The 16,631-nt window shown below is 39.1% G+C and carries 20 protein-coding genes; 17 read left to right on the top strand and 3 right to left on the bottom strand.

Features of this window, described 5'->3' with window-relative positions:
- Positions 1 to 123: 123 nt before the first annotated feature.
- The 6 genes from H5S10_RS03045 (at position 124) to H5S10_RS03020 (ending at position 5,385) form a co-directional block, all read left to right on the top strand.
- A complete protein-coding gene (locus H5S10_RS03045) occupies positions 124 to 834 on the top strand; it encodes a 2,3-bisphosphoglycerate-dependent phosphoglycerate mutase (protein ID WP_182588650.1) in 711 nt (236 codons plus the stop codon).
- Entirely contained in the window at positions 809 to 1,675 is an 867-nt protein-coding gene (locus tag H5S10_RS03040) for an alpha/beta hydrolase (RefSeq protein WP_182588649.1), read from the top strand. Before H5S10_RS03045 ends, H5S10_RS03040 begins: the two co-directional genes overlap by 26 nt.
- 277 nt (positions 1,676 to 1,952) lie before the next feature.
- Positions 1,953 to 3,095 (top strand): trans-sulfuration enzyme family protein, encoded by a 1,143-nt coding sequence (locus H5S10_RS03035; protein WP_182586238.1) that lies wholly within the window; start codon positions 1,953 to 1,955, stop codon positions 3,093 to 3,095.
- 26 nt (positions 3,096 to 3,121) lie between these two features.
- Positions 3,122 to 3,823 (top strand): amino acid ABC transporter permease, encoded by a 702-nt coding sequence (locus tag H5S10_RS03030; RefSeq protein ID WP_019252233.1) that lies wholly within the window; start codon positions 3,122 to 3,124, stop codon positions 3,821 to 3,823.
- Between the two features lie 5 nt (positions 3,824 to 3,828).
- Positions 3,829 to 4,578, top strand: coding sequence for an amino acid ABC transporter ATP-binding protein (locus tag H5S10_RS03025; protein WP_182586237.1), 750 nt, complete (start codon positions 3,829 to 3,831; stop codon positions 4,576 to 4,578).
- A 15-nt stretch (positions 4,579 to 4,593) separates the two neighbouring features.
- Positions 4,594 to 5,385, top strand: coding sequence for a transporter substrate-binding domain-containing protein (locus H5S10_RS03020; RefSeq protein ID WP_019252231.1), 792 nt, complete (start codon positions 4,594 to 4,596; stop codon positions 5,383 to 5,385).
- 96 nt (positions 5,386 to 5,481) lie between these two features.
- On the opposite strand, the gene H5S10_RS03015 is transcribed toward H5S10_RS03020, so the two are convergent.
- From H5S10_RS03015 to H5S10_RS03005, 3 genes are read right to left on the bottom strand one after another with little or no spacing between them, the layout of a single operon-like run.
- Positions 5,482 to 6,822 (bottom strand): C1 family peptidase, encoded by a 1,341-nt coding sequence (locus H5S10_RS03015; RefSeq protein WP_182588648.1) that lies wholly within the window; start codon positions 6,820 to 6,822, stop codon positions 5,482 to 5,484.
- A 28-nt stretch (positions 6,823 to 6,850) separates the two neighbouring features.
- The gene (gene rpiA / locus H5S10_RS03010) at positions 6,851 to 7,534 is read right to left on the bottom strand and encodes a ribose-5-phosphate isomerase RpiA (protein ID WP_182588647.1); all 684 of its coding nucleotides are present in this window, start codon (positions 7,532 to 7,534) and stop codon (positions 6,851 to 6,853) included.
- A gap of 11 nt (positions 7,535 to 7,545) precedes the next feature.
- Positions 7,546 to 7,842, bottom strand: coding sequence for a GNAT family N-acetyltransferase (locus H5S10_RS03005; protein WP_167594066.1), 297 nt, complete (start codon positions 7,840 to 7,842; stop codon positions 7,546 to 7,548).
- A gap of 138 nt (positions 7,843 to 7,980) precedes the next feature.
- Between H5S10_RS03005 and H5S10_RS03000 the strand changes: the two genes are divergently transcribed.
- From H5S10_RS03000 to rplA, 11 genes are all read left to right on the top strand, one after another.
- Positions 7,981 to 8,517, top strand: coding sequence for a dCTP deaminase/dUTPase family protein (locus H5S10_RS03000; RefSeq protein WP_094502087.1), 537 nt, complete (start codon positions 7,981 to 7,983; stop codon positions 8,515 to 8,517).
- A gap of 25 nt (positions 8,518 to 8,542) precedes the next feature.
- Positions 8,543 to 9,916, top strand: a complete 1,374-nt coding sequence (gene radA, locus H5S10_RS02995; RefSeq protein WP_182588646.1) for a DNA repair protein RadA — start codon at positions 8,543 to 8,545, stop codon at positions 9,914 to 9,916.
- Between the two features lie 18 nt (positions 9,917 to 9,934).
- Positions 9,935 to 11,092, top strand: a complete 1,158-nt coding sequence (locus tag H5S10_RS02990) for a PIN/TRAM domain-containing protein (RefSeq protein WP_182588645.1) — start codon at positions 9,935 to 9,937, stop codon at positions 11,090 to 11,092.
- A gap of 377 nt (positions 11,093 to 11,469) precedes the next feature.
- Positions 11,470 to 12,882 (top strand): cysteine--tRNA ligase, encoded by a 1,413-nt coding sequence (cysS, locus tag H5S10_RS02985; RefSeq protein WP_182586233.1) that lies wholly within the window; start codon positions 11,470 to 11,472, stop codon positions 12,880 to 12,882.
- Positions 12,883 to 12,893: 11 nt separating this feature from the next.
- A complete protein-coding gene (locus H5S10_RS02980; protein WP_182586232.1) occupies positions 12,894 to 13,307 on the top strand; it encodes a Mini-ribonuclease 3 in 414 nt (137 codons plus the stop codon).
- The gene (gene rlmB, locus H5S10_RS02975) at positions 13,297 to 14,046 is read left to right on the top strand and encodes a 23S rRNA (guanosine(2251)-2'-O)-methyltransferase RlmB (protein ID WP_003666291.1); all 750 of its coding nucleotides are present in this window, start codon (positions 13,297 to 13,299) and stop codon (positions 14,044 to 14,046) included. Before H5S10_RS02980 ends, rlmB begins: the two co-directional genes overlap by 11 nt.
- Positions 14,047 to 14,111: 65 nt before the next feature.
- On the top strand, positions 14,112 to 14,261 hold the full coding sequence (gene rpmG, locus H5S10_RS02970) for a 50S ribosomal protein L33 (RefSeq protein ID WP_094502079.1): 150 nt from the start codon (positions 14,112 to 14,114) through the stop codon (positions 14,259 to 14,261).
- Between the two features lie 11 nt (positions 14,262 to 14,272).
- Positions 14,273 to 14,449: a preprotein translocase subunit SecE gene (gene secE, locus H5S10_RS02965; protein ID WP_003666294.1), complete on the top strand. Its 177-nt coding sequence runs from the start codon at positions 14,273 to 14,275 to the stop codon at positions 14,447 to 14,449.
- 116 nt (positions 14,450 to 14,565) lie between these two features.
- A complete protein-coding gene (gene nusG, locus H5S10_RS02960; protein ID WP_003666296.1) occupies positions 14,566 to 15,108 on the top strand; it encodes a transcription termination/antitermination protein NusG in 543 nt (180 codons plus the stop codon).
- A 139-nt stretch (positions 15,109 to 15,247) separates the two neighbouring features.
- The gene (rplK, locus tag H5S10_RS02955) at positions 15,248 to 15,673 is read left to right on the top strand and encodes a 50S ribosomal protein L11 (protein ID WP_003666299.1); all 426 of its coding nucleotides are present in this window, start codon (positions 15,248 to 15,250) and stop codon (positions 15,671 to 15,673) included.
- 91 nt (positions 15,674 to 15,764) lie between these two features.
- The gene (rplA, locus tag H5S10_RS02950; protein WP_003666300.1) at positions 15,765 to 16,457 is read left to right on the top strand and encodes a 50S ribosomal protein L1; all 693 of its coding nucleotides are present in this window, start codon (positions 15,765 to 15,767) and stop codon (positions 16,455 to 16,457) included.
- Positions 16,458 to 16,631: the final 174 nt, after the last annotated feature.

Raw genomic sequence — 16,631 nt, 5'->3', positions numbered from 1 at the left:
TACTTACCTTAATAATTATACGGCAGAAAAGTCGGCTGTAAAATAACCTTCTGCAGCTAGTTTAATTGTTAAGCACTAGTGAAATGCGCTATTATAAGATAGTGGCAAAGGGGAGTGAAAAAAATGGCAGAATTAGTAATTGTACGTCATGGGCAAAGTCAAGCTAACCGTGATAATATTTTTACTGGCTGGACTGATGTTCCATTGACCCCTAAAGGAATTGAACAGGGGGAATTAGTCGGCAAGGAATTGCTAAAACTAGGTATCAAATTTAGTGATGCGTATACGTCCTACATGGAACGGGCAATCATGACGACTAATATTATCCTCGAAGAAATTAATCAGTTATATATTCCTGTTCATAAAACGTGGCGACTAAATGAACGTCATTATGGGGCATTAAGTGGTCGGAACAAAGATGAAGTGAAGAAAGAAATCGGTGCAGAACAGCTTCATAAATGGCGGCGTGGTTTTAAGGATTTACCACCACAATTAAAAGAACGTCAGCATGATCGCCGTTATGATCGCTTAGGAGTTAAGATTCCGCTTAGTGAGAGTTTAGAAATGACGCTCCAACGACTCCTCCCATATTGGCAAGACCATATTGCGCCTCGTTTAATCGATGGACATAATCAGTTAATTGTTGCCCACGGTAGTTCTTTGCGGGCACTAATTAAATATTTAGATGGTATTTCAGATGATGATATTGATAAAGTGGAAGTTCCAAATGGAAAGCCAATTTTATATCGCTTTGATGACCATCTTAATGTCATTAAAAAGACTTTTATAACAATGGATGGTGAAATTGATGACAATACACGAATTAGCAAATAACCCAACGTTAAGCGGCCAAGTACGCTTAATTGAAAATATTGTTTATGGTGCAATGGATGGGGAAGCATTACATATGTCGATCTTAGCACCGTGGACGCAACGTTTCCCAAAACAATATCAAACAGAACCACGGCCATTGATTGTTTTTGTTCAAGGAAGCTCGTGGCGAACACCAAAAATGGGGGAAGAAATTCCACAACTGGTTCAATTTGTTCGGGCAGGTTATATTGTGGCGACTGTTCAACATCGTAGTTCAATCAATGGACACCCATTTCCGGCCTTTTTGCAAGATGTTAAGACTGCCATTCGCTTCTTGCGGGCAAATGCGCAAAAATATGCAGTTGATCCGCAACAGGTTGCAATTTGGGGAACTTCCTCTGGAGCCAATGCGGCAATGCTAGTCGGCTTAACGGGTGATGATCCGCGCTATAAAGTTGACCTTTATCAAGACGAATCGGATGCAGTAGATGCTGTGGTTAGTTGTTTTGCACCAATGGACGTGGAGAAGACCTTTGAGTATGATGCTAACGTTCCAGGAAATAAGTTACTGCAATATTGCTTATTGGGGTCTGATGTATCAAAGTGGCCAGAAATTGAAAAGCAAATGAGTCCCCTATATCAAGTCAAAGATGGGCAAAACTATCCACCATTCTTATTGTTCCACGGAGATGCTGATAAAGTTGTTCCATATGAACAAATGGAAAAAATGTATATGCGGTTGAAGGATAATGGAAATTCTGTTGAAGCGTACCGGGTTAAGGGTGCGAACCATGAACGAGATTTCTGGAGTCCAACAATTTATAACATTGTGCAGAAGTTTCTTGACGATCAATTTAAATAAATTTTTGTAATTGTATTGACAACTTATTTTTTATAAGTTATGCTTTTGACATACTAAGTTAGGAGGAACACGTCATGTTTAACAAACAATTAATTAACGCTACTGTTTGTTGTTGTGGATCGCGTCTTATGCGACCCACAGTTTGGTGTGCTTACTTTTAGTTGAGTAACTGCTAACGTAATCGGGAATAAATGCATAAGGCGCAAATTCAAGTGAGAAGTTCTTGAGTTTGCGCCTTTTTTGTATTCGTTTTTGCATTCTAAAGGAGATAGATATTATGAAATTCAACACACAATTAATTCATGGCGGTAATAGCGAGGATCCAACAACTGGTGCCGTTTCAACGCCGATCTACCGTTCATCAACATTCCATCAACACGTTCTTGGCGGTGAACCTAAATGGGAATATTCTCGGACAGGAAATCCAACACGTGCGTCTCTTGAAAAATTAATCGCAGAGCTTGAACATGGGGCAGCCGGCTTTGCATTTGCTTCTGGATCTGCTGCTATTCATGCTACTTTTTCTTTATTCTCTCAAGGCGATCATTTTGTAGTTGGTAGTGATGTATATGGGGGAACGTTCCGGTTAATCAATAAGGTATTAAAACGCTTTGGCCTTGAATTTACTGTTGTTGATATGCAAGACCTTGAAGCAGTAGAAAATGCAATTCAAGATAATACCGTTGCAGTTTACTTTGAAACACCGACTAATCCGCTCCTACAAATCGCTGATATTAAAGCAATTGCCGATATCGCAAAGAAGCATGGAGTAAAGACAATTGTTGATAATACCTTTGCCACTCCTTATAATCAACAACCGTTAACCCTTGGGGCAGATATTGTTGTTCACTCCGCAACCAAATATTTAGGTGGCCATAGTGATGTTGTCGCGGGATTAGCAGTTACTAACGATGAGGAGATCGCTGAACAATTAGCATTCCTGCAAAACTCAATTGGTAGTACGCTTGGTCCTGATGATAGTTGGCTATTACAACGGGGGATGAAAACACTTGGTGCGCGGATGCGAGTTCACCAAGAAAATGCGAATGAAGTTATTAACTTCCTCCAAAATGATAATCATATTGGAAAAATTTATTATCCAGGCTTAAAAGACTTCCCTGGTCATGAGGTTGCAGCTAAGCAAATGCGTAACTTTGGCGCAATGATCTCCTTTGAACTTAAGGACGGTTTAGATGCGAAGAAGTTTGTTGAAAGTCTACAATTAATTGATCTTGCCGAAAGTTTAGGAGGGATTGAAAGCTTGATTGAAGTTCCAGCTGTCATGACCCATGGATCTATTCCCCGGGAAATACGATTAGAAAACGGAATTAAAGATGAGTTGATTCGTCTTTCAGTGGGAATTGAGGACCCTGAAGATATTATTGCTGACTTGCAACAAGCACTTAAAAAATTAGATTAATTATAGAAGAAGGGAAACTGTGACTTATGTGGGAAATTATCAAGACATCTTTACCACAACTCTTAGCAGCGGGATTTAAATATACGATTCCGTTAGCGATTATTTCATTTTTCTTTGGGCTGATTATTGCATTAGTAACAGCTTTAATTCGTCTTTCACGTCAGCGTGGTGCATTCATGATTCTTAAGTGGATTGCTAGTTTTTACGTCTGGCTTTTTCGGTCAACACCGCTGCTAGTTCAATTATTTATTGTATTCTTTGGACTGCCATATCTGAGAATTAAGGGAGTCCTACCGCATGGAATAAAATTAGAGCCATTTACAGCTGGCATTATTACATTTTCGCTTAATACCGGTGCTTATGCTTCAGAAACAATTCGAGCAGCGATCAGTTCAGTTCCTACTGGGCAATGGGAAGCAGGCGCAGCAATCGGAATGACGAGGTTGCAAATCTTATGGCGAATTATTTTACCGCAAGCCTTAAGAGTAGCTTTACCGCCGCTATCAAATAGTTTTATAAGCTTGGTAAAGGACACGTCACTGGCTGCTTCAATTACAATTATGGAAATGTTTGCCGTTAGTCAACAAATTGCGGCCGAAAATTATCAACCATTACTTATGTATACTTTAGTAGCAATGGTTTACGCTGTCTTTACGACAATTCTATCTTATTTTCAAGGATATCTTGAGCGGGTAGTAGATCGGCAAGTGAATGCAAATAATAGGTGAGAAAAATGAAATTAACAAATATTAATAAAAGTTTTGGTAATAAAAATGTCTTGAAAAATACCACGTTAGAGTTTCCTACAGGTAAAACAACAGTAATGGTTGGTCCATCTGGATCTGGAAAATCAACAATTCTTCGATCGCTTAACTTACTAGTAATGCCAGAGAGCGGCCAGTACGATTTTGATGATCATCATTTGGATTTCAGTCAAAAAATAAGCAATAAAGATAAGTTGGCAATTCGTCAAGAAACAGGGATGGTTTTTCAAGACTACAATCTTTTCCCTAATAAAACTGTCCTTGGTAATATTATTGAAGGACCAACACAGGTTTTGAAACAGCCGAAAAAAGAAGCAATTGCAAATGCGCATAATTTACTTGCTAAAGTGGGCTTAGCAGATTACGGGGAAACCTATCCGAATGAATTATCAGGTGGACAGGCACAGCGGGTAGCGATTGCTCGGGCATTGGCAATGTCACCAAAGTATATCTTACTTGATGAACCAACTTCTGCTCTAGATCCAGAATTAGAACTTAGTGTGTTGAAGGTTCTATTGCAATTAGCTGAAGAAAAACAATCAATGGTAATTGTTACTCATAACATGGTCTTTGCGAAACATGTTGCGGATAAGATTATTTTTGTGGAAAATGGCGAAATTTTATATGATGGTACTCCGGATGAGTTTTTTGCTCCAGATAATCCAAATAAACGAATTAAGAACTTTATCGCCTCAATGACAATGGAAAATTTAAAATAAAGGAAGTTTAGAATAATGAAATTTTGGAAGAAAGCACTATTAACAATTGCAGCCTTAACAGTCGGTACCTCTGCGGGAATTACAGGTGTCTCTGCTGCTTCATCAGCTGTTAATTCAGAATTAGTTCATAAGGGAGAATTGACAATTGGTCTTGAGGGAACTTACTCCCCGTATTCTTACCGTAAAAATAATAAATTAACTGGTTTTGAAGTAGACCTTGGTAAAGCAGTTGCTAAAAAGATGGGCTTAAAAGCTAACTTTGTACCAACTAAATGGGATTCGCTAATTGCCGGCCTTGGTTCAGGTAAGTTTGATGTAGTAATGAACAACATTACACAGACACCAGAACGAGCAAAGCAATATAATTTCTCTACGCCATATATTAAGTCACGGTTTGCATTAATTGTTCCTACTGATAGTAATATCAAGAGCTTGAAGGATATTAAGGGGAAGAAAATTATTGCTGGTACAGGAACTAATAATGCGAATGTGGTTAAAAAATATAAGGGTAACCTTACACCAAATGGCGATTTTGCTAGTTCCTTAGATATGATCAAGCAAGGTCGGGCTGCCGGAACCGTTAACTCGCGTGAAGCATGGTACGCTTACAGCAAGAAGAACAGTACTAAGGGTCTCAAGATGATTGATGTTTCTAGTGAACAAGATCCAGCCAAGATTTCAGCGCTTTTTAACAAGAAAGATACTGCTATTCAATCTTCCTACAACAAAGCGCTTAAGGAACTTCAACAAGATGGCACAGTCAAGAAGCTATCTGAAAAGTACTTCGGTGCAGATATTACTGAATAATAAAAAAGATCTCCAACGTCTATGTTAGAGATCTTTTTTTAAAGCCATAAATAAAATATGTTTATCACAGCTTTTTCACAAATTAATGTTAAATTATTATGCTAAAGTTCCCATTGGATCCCAAGGCTTAAGAACAACTGGGCTCTTAGCGTAATCACGTTTAAGATCTTCGCTAAGGTACTTCTTATTAATGACGACTTGGTAGCAGTACTTGTCCATCCAATCATCACTCATAACAAAGTAACCTTTATGACCGACCTTGTTTCCCCATGAGTTTTCGACTTTCCACTTAGTTGGTTTACCATCGACAAGATCAACACCAGTGATAACCATTGCGTGATCCATCATGCTCTCACCATAATCCAGTGCTTCAGCTTTGGTCATTTCAAGATCAATATCAAATAGTTTGTCGTAGTCATAAGTGTTAAGGGCCATAATCCCAAGTTTAGTTTCTGAATATTTAATAACATCTGAACCAAACCAAACGCTTTCGCCATTCTTTAATTGTTCAATCGCAAGTTGCTTAAATTCATCCATTGGCAGGTTTAAGTGCTTAATTTCGCGACCGCCAACGACATTACCAAGCATGTCAATGGTGTAAGTTTGGTGGTACTTCTTATCAGCAGTTGGTGCTTGGATAATTGAGATATAGTCATCAAGGTTCCAGCCAACATACTTCTTGAAGAATTCTTGTGGTGTAAGATTAGTATCGCGGTGGAATTCGTTGTCCTTCTTTGTCCGATATTCGAAGTCAAAGTGGCTAACCGGTTCACCAAACGTGTAAGCAAGCATTCGATAATTTTCGTTTAACATCTTACGGCGCGCTTCGTCAATTGCTTCTTCATTTGCATGATCTTCGTTAATCATTTTCCGCAAAATAACGGCATCATGACGAAGCTTGTTGTTTAGGACTTCATCAATTCCCCGTGAGTTAGAAGAGTTAAATGATTCGGGCATTGCCGCTTTTGGCATAACCCCATATTTGCTGATAAGGGCACAGAGCATATCCCATTGCCCACCATCGTTTTGTGGCTCGTTCATTAACCATGAAACTTTTCGGCTGTCGGTAGGCTTTTTAGCAGTCTTAATTACGTTTTGGTAGAAGTAATTGGATTTTTCAAACTTGTCCCAGAAGAACTGGTAAGCTTGTGAAAGTTCAAAATTATCAGGCAAGTTAAACTTTTGCTGCATATCATGACGCATTGTGTTGAGTGCCGCAAACATCCAACAACGACCGGATTGTTTTTGATCAGCAACGTCCCCTGTTTTGAGGTCAATGGAGAAATGAGGAGTATTATCAGCAATTGAATGCCAATTAAAGCTGGCATTCCGTACACCGTTTTTTGTAACAGTATTTTCTAAGACACTGCTATTAGGGTGATGACGGTAGTTTTTATGAAAACTAGCGATATCTTCTTTATTAATTGAAAAGCTCATTTGCAATATCTCCTTTGAATAGATTGAATTAACGAGCGTGCAATACCTTTGGGCCTTCTGGAGTACCAACAATTACGTCGTTAACTCGATTTAAGAATAAACCAGTTTCGACAATCCCAACCATGTGGATCAATTCATCGGCTAAGGCCTTCGGATCATCAATTTCGCCAAGGTGAAGGTCAATAATATAGTTATTTTCATCAGTACGGAACTTTTTATCTCCGTCCATCCGCCAAGTTGGCTTGTAGCCTTTCTTTTCAAGACGGTCAAAGACATGTTGGGAACCAAATGGGATTACTTCAACCGGAAGAGGGAAAGCACCAAGTTTGTGGACGAGTTTGCTTTCGTCGACAATCCACATTACTTTATTTGAGGCATTGGCAACGATCTTTTCCCAAAGGAGGGCACCACCGCCACCTTTGATACCTTGGAAGTCATCACTGATTTCATCGGCCCCGTCAATAGTTAAATCGATGTGGTTAACGTCATCAATATCTTTAATTGTAATTCCGAGATCGCGTGCTTGCTTAGCAGTTCGGTTTGAAGTTGTTACACCGATGATATCTTTGATTTTACCTTCTTGGACTTGCTTACCAAGCTCATCAACCATATATTTAACGGTTGATCCAGTTCCAAGACCGACAATCATCCCAGATTTAATGTACTTAACTGATTCCTTACCTGTTTGTTCTTTTAATGCATTTTGATCCATTAATATTCCTCCTAATTAAAGCGATCTGCAACTGGCAATAGTTGCTGATATTCTGGATGTAGTTTGAATTGCGCTACCGCATATGGACACATGAGCTTGACAATGTATTGTTTTTTTGTTGCATAATCCACAAATTGACGTACTAGTTCAGCTGCAATTCCTTGCCCACGGTAAGTTGGTTGCACAAAAACGCGTTCGACAACAACATGATCATTTGTATCTGGAACTTTTGGAAAACTGATCTCGCCAACTAAAGGTTCTTGATCATCAAAAGCAATGATCCGCTGCCCATCAACTCGATATTGCATATAAACACATCCTTTCATAATAATTTTCGATAAACTGCTTTTAAAAGTCAAGTTATCAAAGCGATACCATTAACTTATTATCTAGCATATAATAGTATACTGGAATTATTAAGAATAAAACACTATGAGGTGAACGTAATGAAACGTGGATTTAAGATTGTTTCTAGTAAGAAAGGCCAAGATATACATTTACCCCAACGGCAAACAACTCGGGCGGCCGGATATGATTTTGAGGCATCAGAAGATTTTATTCTGCCATCAATTTGGAAGGGCAATTTCTTGAAGGCGCTATGGCAAATCCATCAACAAAAAAAGCTAACTGATGAAGAATTTAAGGCTGCTGATTCCTGCTTAAAGCCATACTTAGTACCCACCGGCATCAAAGCCTATATGCAACCTGATGAATTTCTTTTATTAGCTAACCGATCAAGTGGTCCTTTTAAACGCCGCTTGATTCTACCAAATGGAATCGGCATTGTGGATGCAGATTATTATGATAATGATAGTAATGAAGGTGAAATCTTCTTCCAACTTATTAACTATGGGCTACGGGATTATCATATAAAGAAGGGAGAACGGATCGGTCAGGGAATTTTTATGCCATATTTAATCGCTGATGGTGAAGAACAACCAACCGCTAAACGGACTGGTGGATTTGGTTCAACAAAAGAATAAATAAACTTAGAGAGGAATTAAAGCAATGGCAAAAGTTCGAACACAATATGTTTGCCAAAACTGTGGTTATAACTCACCACGCTACTTAGGGCGGTGTCCAAACTGTGGTGAGTGGAATACTTTAGTAGAAGAACAGGTAGAAACCAGTGCGGCTCCAACGAAAAAAGCAACTACCACCTTAACCGGCTTAGTTGCTAAACCACAGAAAATTAATGAGATTGATAGTACAGAAACTCCTCGTGTTAAAACAAAATTGAACGAGTTAAATCGCGTATTAGGTGGTGGAATCGTTCCAGGATCGCTAATTCTAATTGGTGGGGATCCTGGAATCGGAAAATCAACCCTCCTTTTACAAGTTTCTGGACAATTAAGTGATGAGCATCACCGGGTTTTATATGTGTCTGGAGAAGAAAGTGGGACGCAAATTAAAATGCGGGCGGAACGGTTGAAAGTTGTTGGGGATGACTTTTATGTGTATCCAGAAACGAACATGGATAGTATTCAGGATACTATTCGTGACCTCAAGCCAGAGTATGTAGTTATTGACTCAGTACAGACAATGCAGGCAACTGATGTAAGCTCCGCAATTGGTAGTGTATCGCAAATTCGTGAAGTTACCGCCCAGTTAATGCAGATTGCTAAAAGTAATAACATTACAATTTTTGTCGTTGGTCATGTGACAAAGGGTGGTGCAATCGCCGGTCCCAAGATTTTAGAGCACATGGTTGATACGGTTTTGTATTTTGAAGGAGACCTGCACCATACTTATCGTATATTGCGATCAGTGAAAAATCGATTTGGTTCAACCAATGAGCTCGGTATTTTTGAGATGCATACAAATGGGCTAACGGAAGTAAAAAATCCATCAGAAATCTTTTTAGAGGAACGATTACATGATGCAACCGGTTCAGCGGTCGTTGTTTCATTAGAAGGAACGCGACCAATTTTGGTTGAAATTCAGGCACTGGTAACACCGACTGTTTATGGGAATGCACAGCGAACTGCTACCGGTTTGAACAGAAATCGAGTATCATTGATAATGGCAGTATTAGAGAAACGTGCTAACCTAATGCTTCAAAATCAAGATGCCTACTTAAAAGCAGCGGGGGGCGTTAAGTTAGATGAGCCAGCAATTGATTTAGCAATTGCAGTAAGTATTGCCTCCAGTTATCGGGATAAAGGAACCCAGCCAACTGATGCATTTGTCGGTGAAGTAGGTTTGACTGGGGAAATTCGCCGAGTAAACCGCATTGAACAGCGGGTTGCTGAAGCAGAAAAACTTGGCTTTAAACGAATATTTATTCCCAAAAATAATTTAAAAGGTTGGAAACCGTCAACTAATATTCAAGTAGTTGGTGTCTCAACCCTTAAAGAAGCGTTATATTTAGCGTTGGGGTAAAAATAAATAATTGAAAGGATGAAGCAAATGCGGCGTAGAATGATTACTCTCATTTATATTCTAGTTGGCGCGGCAGTGGGATTTTACTATTTGCCATTATTGTGGGGGATTTTGAACATCGCTCTTAATCCGGCATTATTAGTATTTATCGACATTATTATTGGTGCACTTATTTTCTGGCTATTATCACTCCCATTGGTTAGCGGCACTGAAAAGTTGATTCAGCGAATTGAAAAAGAACTAACCAAGCGTAGTCCCGTATACCTTTTCTTTGGGACTTTGCTAACGATTATTGGCTTAGTTTTAGCAGTTCTTATTTCCATTCCATTGTGGAGAACGAGGATTCCGGTAATTAATAATATTTTGCCAATCCTTCTAATGATTGTTTTTAGTTATTTTGGTTTTCGAATTGGTACGACGCGGTTAGATGATTGGCGCAAAGCATTTACTCATGCCAAAAGTGGCAAAAATGATGGTGGTAATGTAATTGAACGTCAAGATGATAATTACCATCATTATAAAATTCTAGATACGAATATTCTGATTGATGGACGCATTTATGATCTAGTCAAAACGGGCTTTTTAGAAGGAACGTTACTGGTCCCTAACTTTGTTTTATATGAATTACAATATATTGCTGATTCTGGCGAAAGTATTAAGCGTGTTCGTGGACGCCGTGGCCTTGATATTTTAAACAAGTTACGGAAAGAAAAAATTGTTCCAATCGAAATGTATGATGGGGACTTTGAAGACATTCCAGAGGTTGATAGTAAATTAATTGCCCTCGCTAAAAAAGTCGATGGGGTAATTGTGACAAATGATTATAACCTTAATAAAGTAATTCAATTCCAAAATGTTCAAGTATTGAATATTAATAACTTGGCGAAATCATTGCGACCGCGAGTTATTCCGGGCGAAACAATGACGGTTGTTGTTGTGAAAAAAGGGACTGAACGACAACAGGGGGTTGCTTATCTTGATGATGGAACGATGGTGGTTGTTGAAGATGGGCGTTACTTTATGGATAAACAAATTGAAGTTGAAGTAACTAGTGCTCTTCAAACAGACGCCGGTCGAATGATCTTTGCACGTCCGCTCCATTCACAACGAGGAATTGATGAGCATACGGATACGGAACATAAAGAAAATCGGAATAATAAAGACAAGAAAAAATAATAAAGAATGGCTGCGAAGAGAAAGAGAGATTTCTACTTCCAGCTATTTTTTAAACAAAAAAGAAGCAGCTCGGGAAAAAGCTGCTTCTTAGGGAGTATTACGATAATCTTGGGGGAGATTTCGTAAAAAAGAAAATATTTTTTTCGGTTACTATTGGGAGGAGTAATTGAAAAATAATAGGTTTCATTGATGTAGTAAAGTTCATCTTTACTACGATATATATAATAACAGTAGAATGTGAAGAAAGTATGACCAAATGGTAAATAATTTTTTGGATGCAAATTAATACCATCAGAAATGCTATTCTAATACGGAATGTGGTAAGATTAACTGTACAAATTAATTCTTTATTAATGATTTTTAAGGAGCGGATAGACATGCTAACAATTTACAATACGTTAACAAGAAAAAAAGAAGAGTTTAAGCCATTGCATCCAGGCGTTGTTAACATGTATGTCTGTGGTCCGACGGTTTATAATTACATTCATATCGGAAATGCGCGCAGTGCGATCGCCTTTGATACAGTCCGGCGTTATCTTGAATTTAAAGGATATAAAGTAAATTACGTTTCAAACTTTACGGACGTTGACGATAAGATGATTAAGGCAGCAGCCGAGCAAGGGATTACTGTTCCACAATTAGCTGAGAAATATATCAATGCTTTTATGGAAGATACCGCGGCAATTAATATTGAACCAGCTACTCTTCATCCCCGGGCAACAGAAAACATTACCGAGATCATTAAGTTCGTTCAAGGCTTAGTAGAAAAAGGATATGCCTACCCTAAAGATGGGGATGTTTATTATCGGGCACGAAAGTTTAAACACTATGGACAACTTTCTGGACAATCACTTGATGACCTTGAAGTTGGGGCAAGTGAACATGTTAGTACAGATGAGGTTAATAAAAAGGAAGATCCGCTCGATTTTGCCTTATGGAAAGCAGCTAAGCCCGGCGAAATTAGTTGGGATTCACCATGGGGAAAAGGTCGTCCGGGATGGCATATTGAATGCTCAGTGATGTCTACTAAGTACTTGGGCAAGACAATTGATATTCATGCAGGGGGACAAGACCTTGAATTCCCTCACCATGAAAATGAGATTGCCCAAAGTGAAGCAGAAACAGGTCAAAAGTTTGTTCGTTACTGGATGCATAATGGTTTTGTAACAATTGGAAAAGATAACGAGAAGATGAGTAAGTCTCTCCATAATTTCATTACTGTTCATGAAATTATCAAGGAAGTAGATCCACAAGTTTTACGTTTCTTTATGGCAACTACTCAATATCGGCGTCCAATTCAATATAGTCAGGCCAATTTAACTGATGCGCAAAATAATCTTAATCATATTCAAACAGCCTTTGATAACTTGACTTATCGTGAACAAGATGCCGATGAAGGAGATGTTCAAGAAGTCACTGATCGTCTCGAACAATTCCATCACCAATTTATTACGGCGATGGATGATGATATCAATGTCCAAAATGGGATTGCCACAGTGTACGAATTAGTTAAGTATGCAAATGTTTATGCTCAACAAGATAATGTTAACTTAGGTGCCATTCAAGCAATCAAAAAAGAGCTTGTTGAATTAATGAGTATTTTTGGCGTTAAGCTTGAAGCAAGTGACAATCAAATTAATGATGAAAAGATCAAGCAATTGATTGAAGAACGAAATAAAGCACGGAAGAATAAAGATTTTGCGCGAAGTGATGAAATCCGAGACAATCTTAAGAAACAAGGGATTATTCTTGAAGATACTCCCCAAGGAACACGTTATAAAAAGGAATAGAAAGGATCCTTATGGTACAAACAGTTTATCGACAACTTAATGGAATTGCTTTGGCTTATTTAGGGGATGCAGCTTATGAGGTTTACATTCGTCAGCATCTTTTAACCAAGGGAATTAGCAAGCCAACGAAATTACAACACATTGCTACCCACTATGTTTCAGCAAAAGCACAGGCGGCTCTTATTGACTTGATGAAAGAAGACGAGTTATTGTCTGATGAAGAATGGTCGTATTTTAAGCGTGGCCGAAATGCTAACAGTCATACCCATGCTAAGAATACATCAGTTATGACTTATCGAATTTCTACCGGATTTGAAGCGGTGATGGGTTACCTCAAATTAGCTGGTAAAGAAGAGCGATTAGCTGAATTAGCGCAATGGTGTATTGAACAAGTAGAAGCGGGGCGAACAGCACATGAAAAATGAGAATACAGATTTTATTATTGGTCGGCATCCAGCTGTGATGGCACTAAAATCTGACCAAGAAATTAATAAAGTTTTTATTCAGTCGGGATTAAAGGCAGATGCTATTTCCCAGATTGTTAAATTAGCGAAGGAACGCCACTTAGTAGTGTCGAATGTTCCTAAGAATAAATTGGACTTGATGACTGACCGGCAAAATCACCAAGGAGTTGTGTTAGCTGTCGCAGCATACCAGTATGCAACTATTGATGACCTTTTTGATAATGCGGCTAAGCATGGTGAAGATCCATTTTTCCTCATTCTTGATGAACTGGAAGATCCGCATAATTTAGGTTCAATCATGCGGACAGCTGATGCCGCTGGTGTTCATGGTATTATTATTCCACGCCGGCGAGCGGTAGGGTTGACTTCAGTGGTTGCCAAAACATCCACGGGAGCAATTGAACACGTACCAGTTGCCCGAGTAACAAACCTGGTTCAAACTGCTAAAGAATTGCAGGAACGAGGCGTTTGGCTGTTCGGTACTGATATGAAAGGAAAAGATTACCGAACATGGGATGCCCATGGTGCTGTTGCTTTAGTTATTGGTAATGAAGGTAAAGGAATTTCGTCTTTGCTAAAGAAAACTTGTGATGAAATGCTAACAATTCCAATGGTTGGGCATGTTCAAAGTTTAAATGCGAGTGTGGCGGCAAGTTTATTGATCTACCAAGGCTTCAACTCTCGTCATCCTTTAAAATAATTTTGATTTTATTGCTTTTAAACCTTGATTCGTGCTAACCTAAGTACTGTGTGGAGGTGATAAGTATGTCCCAGAAAAAAGTAGCATTGGAATGTACAAAGTGCGGTGCGCGTAATTATACGATTACCGCTAACCCTCAACGACAAGAACGATTAGAATTACGTAAGTTCTGTAAACATTGCGGTGAGTATACTACTCATCGCGAAAGCAGATAGTGGAGGAAAATATGCACTTAATTCGATTTATTAAGAGTGTTAACCACGAAATGAAGCTAGTTGTATGGCCAACAGCTAAAGAGAATCGTCGTGATACGACTATTGTTGTTTCATTGACTCTGTTCTTCGTACTATTCTTTGCTCTGTTTGATTGGTTAATTCAATTAATGATGAAACTCTTTGTTTAACATTAGTAGTCAAATAGAAATTAGTTTGTTATACTAAATCTAAGGGAACTTCGTAGCTATTACGAAGTTTTTTATTTTACTGAAAAATGATTTGAATTATGATAGGAGGATTCATCGTGGAATCACATGAAAAACGTTGGTATGTGCTCCATACCTACTCTGGTTACGAAAACCGGGTTAAGAGTAACTTGGAATCACGGGCTCAATCAATGGGGATGGAAGACTACATTTTTCGAGTAGTTGTTCCTGAAGAAGAAGTTCGCCAGGTTAAGGACGGTCAAGCAAAAGAAACAATTGAAAAGACATTCCCAGGCTATGTTTTAGTTGAAATGGTAATGACTGATCAAGCTTGGTACATTGCTCGTAATACTCCCGGCGTAACTGGTTTCTTAGGATCTCACGGTGGTGGTTCCAAACCAACCCCATTGCTTCCTGAAGAAGTTGATCGGATTATGAAACGGATGGGAACTGAAACAACTGTTAGTGATATTGATGTTAAGGAAGGCGATACTGTGAAAGTTATTGCGGGCTCCTTTGCAAATATGACTGCCAAGGTTGTAGAAGTTGATCACGAAAAGCAAAAGATTAAGGCAACCGTTGAAATGTTCGGCCGTGAAACGGCTGCTGAATTAGGCTTCGACCAGATTGATACATTTTAGTTAGTTTAATATTTTAAAAATCGTTGAAATAAATTGAGAATTGTGGTATGTTTTCTAAGTATGCTATTAACATACTGTGGGAGAGGTAAAACTTACTGCCTCATCATGACCACAACACGGACTAAGGAGGTTTTGTCTCGTGGCAAAGAAAGTAGCTAACATTGTCAAGTTGCAAATTCCTGCCGGTGCCGCTACACCAGCTCCACCAGTAGGTCCTGCACTTGGACAAGCAGGTATTAACATTATGGGCTTCACTAAGGAATTCAACGCACGGACTGCAGACCAAAAGGGTATGTTGATCCCAGTTGTAATTACTGTATATGAGGACCGTTCATTCGACTTCATTACTAAGACGCCACCTGCTGCTGTCTTACTAAAGAAGGCCGCTGGTGTTGAACATGGTTCCGGTGAACCTAATACAAACAAGGTTGCTTCAGTAACGAAGGACCAAGTTAAGGAAATCGCTGAAACTAAGATGCAAGATCTAAACGCAGCTGACGTAGAAGCAGCTATGCGCATGATTGAAGGTACTGCTCGTAGCATGGGCTTCACTGTTGAAGACTAATTACTAGCAGTCGGGATGCACTATGAAAATAGTGCACCCACGTGGGAGGTATAACTCCGTTAGACCACATTTGCAAGGAGGAAAACACAAGATGGCTAAAAAACGTGGTAAGAAGTACCAAGACGCGCTCAAGAAAGTTGACAGCAAGAAAGAATACGCTGTTAAAGACGCTGTCCAATTAGTAAAAGATATTGCCTACGCTAACTTCGACTCTACTATCGAAGTAGCATTTAACTTAAACGTTGACACAAAGCAAGCTGACCAACAATTACGTGGTGCCGTTGTTTTACCAAATGGTACTGGTAAGGATCAAACAGTTATTGTTTTCGCTAATGGTGAAAATGCTAAGGCTGCTCAAGAAGCTGGTGCTGACTTTGTTGGCGACGATGATTTAGTAGAAAAGATTCAAGACGGTTGGCTTGACTTTGATGTTGCAATCGCAACACCAGACATGATGCCTAAAGTAGGTCGTTTAGGACGTGTCCTTGGACCTAAGGGCTTAATGCCAAACCCTAAGACTGGTACTGTTACGATGGACGTAGCTAAGGCTGTTTCTGATGCCAAGGCTGGTCAAGTAACTTACCGGACTGATCGTGATGGTAACGTTGCTGTACCATTCGGTAAGGTTTCATTTGATACTGACAAGTTAGTTGAAAACTTGGCTACTTTAGAAGATATTGTGGCTAAGGCTCGTCCAGCTTCAGTACGTGGAACATACATCAAGCACGCTTCCATTTCTTCAACATTTGGACCAAGTGTTACGCTTGATTTAACTACATTTTAATTTAAATTAGTTAAAATGAAAAAAGACTTTGAGATTTTTGCTCAAAGTCTTTTTTGTTTGTGCGCCCGGCATGGGTATTAGCTAGGCGGTGAAAGTCCGCTATGGGCCGTAGTAGTCGGAACCATGAGCTGAGGACAAGGGTGTCCGTCGTGAGACGGAATCTGAAGGAAGTCT

Origin of the sequence: Limosilactobacillus balticus, from assembly GCF_014145615.1 — a bacterium.
Classification (GTDB): domain Bacteria; phylum Bacillota; class Bacilli; order Lactobacillales; family Lactobacillaceae; genus Limosilactobacillus; species Limosilactobacillus balticus.
The sequence above is the reverse complement of the archived record's forward strand: the minus strand, read 5'-3'. Positions and strand labels throughout refer to the sequence as shown.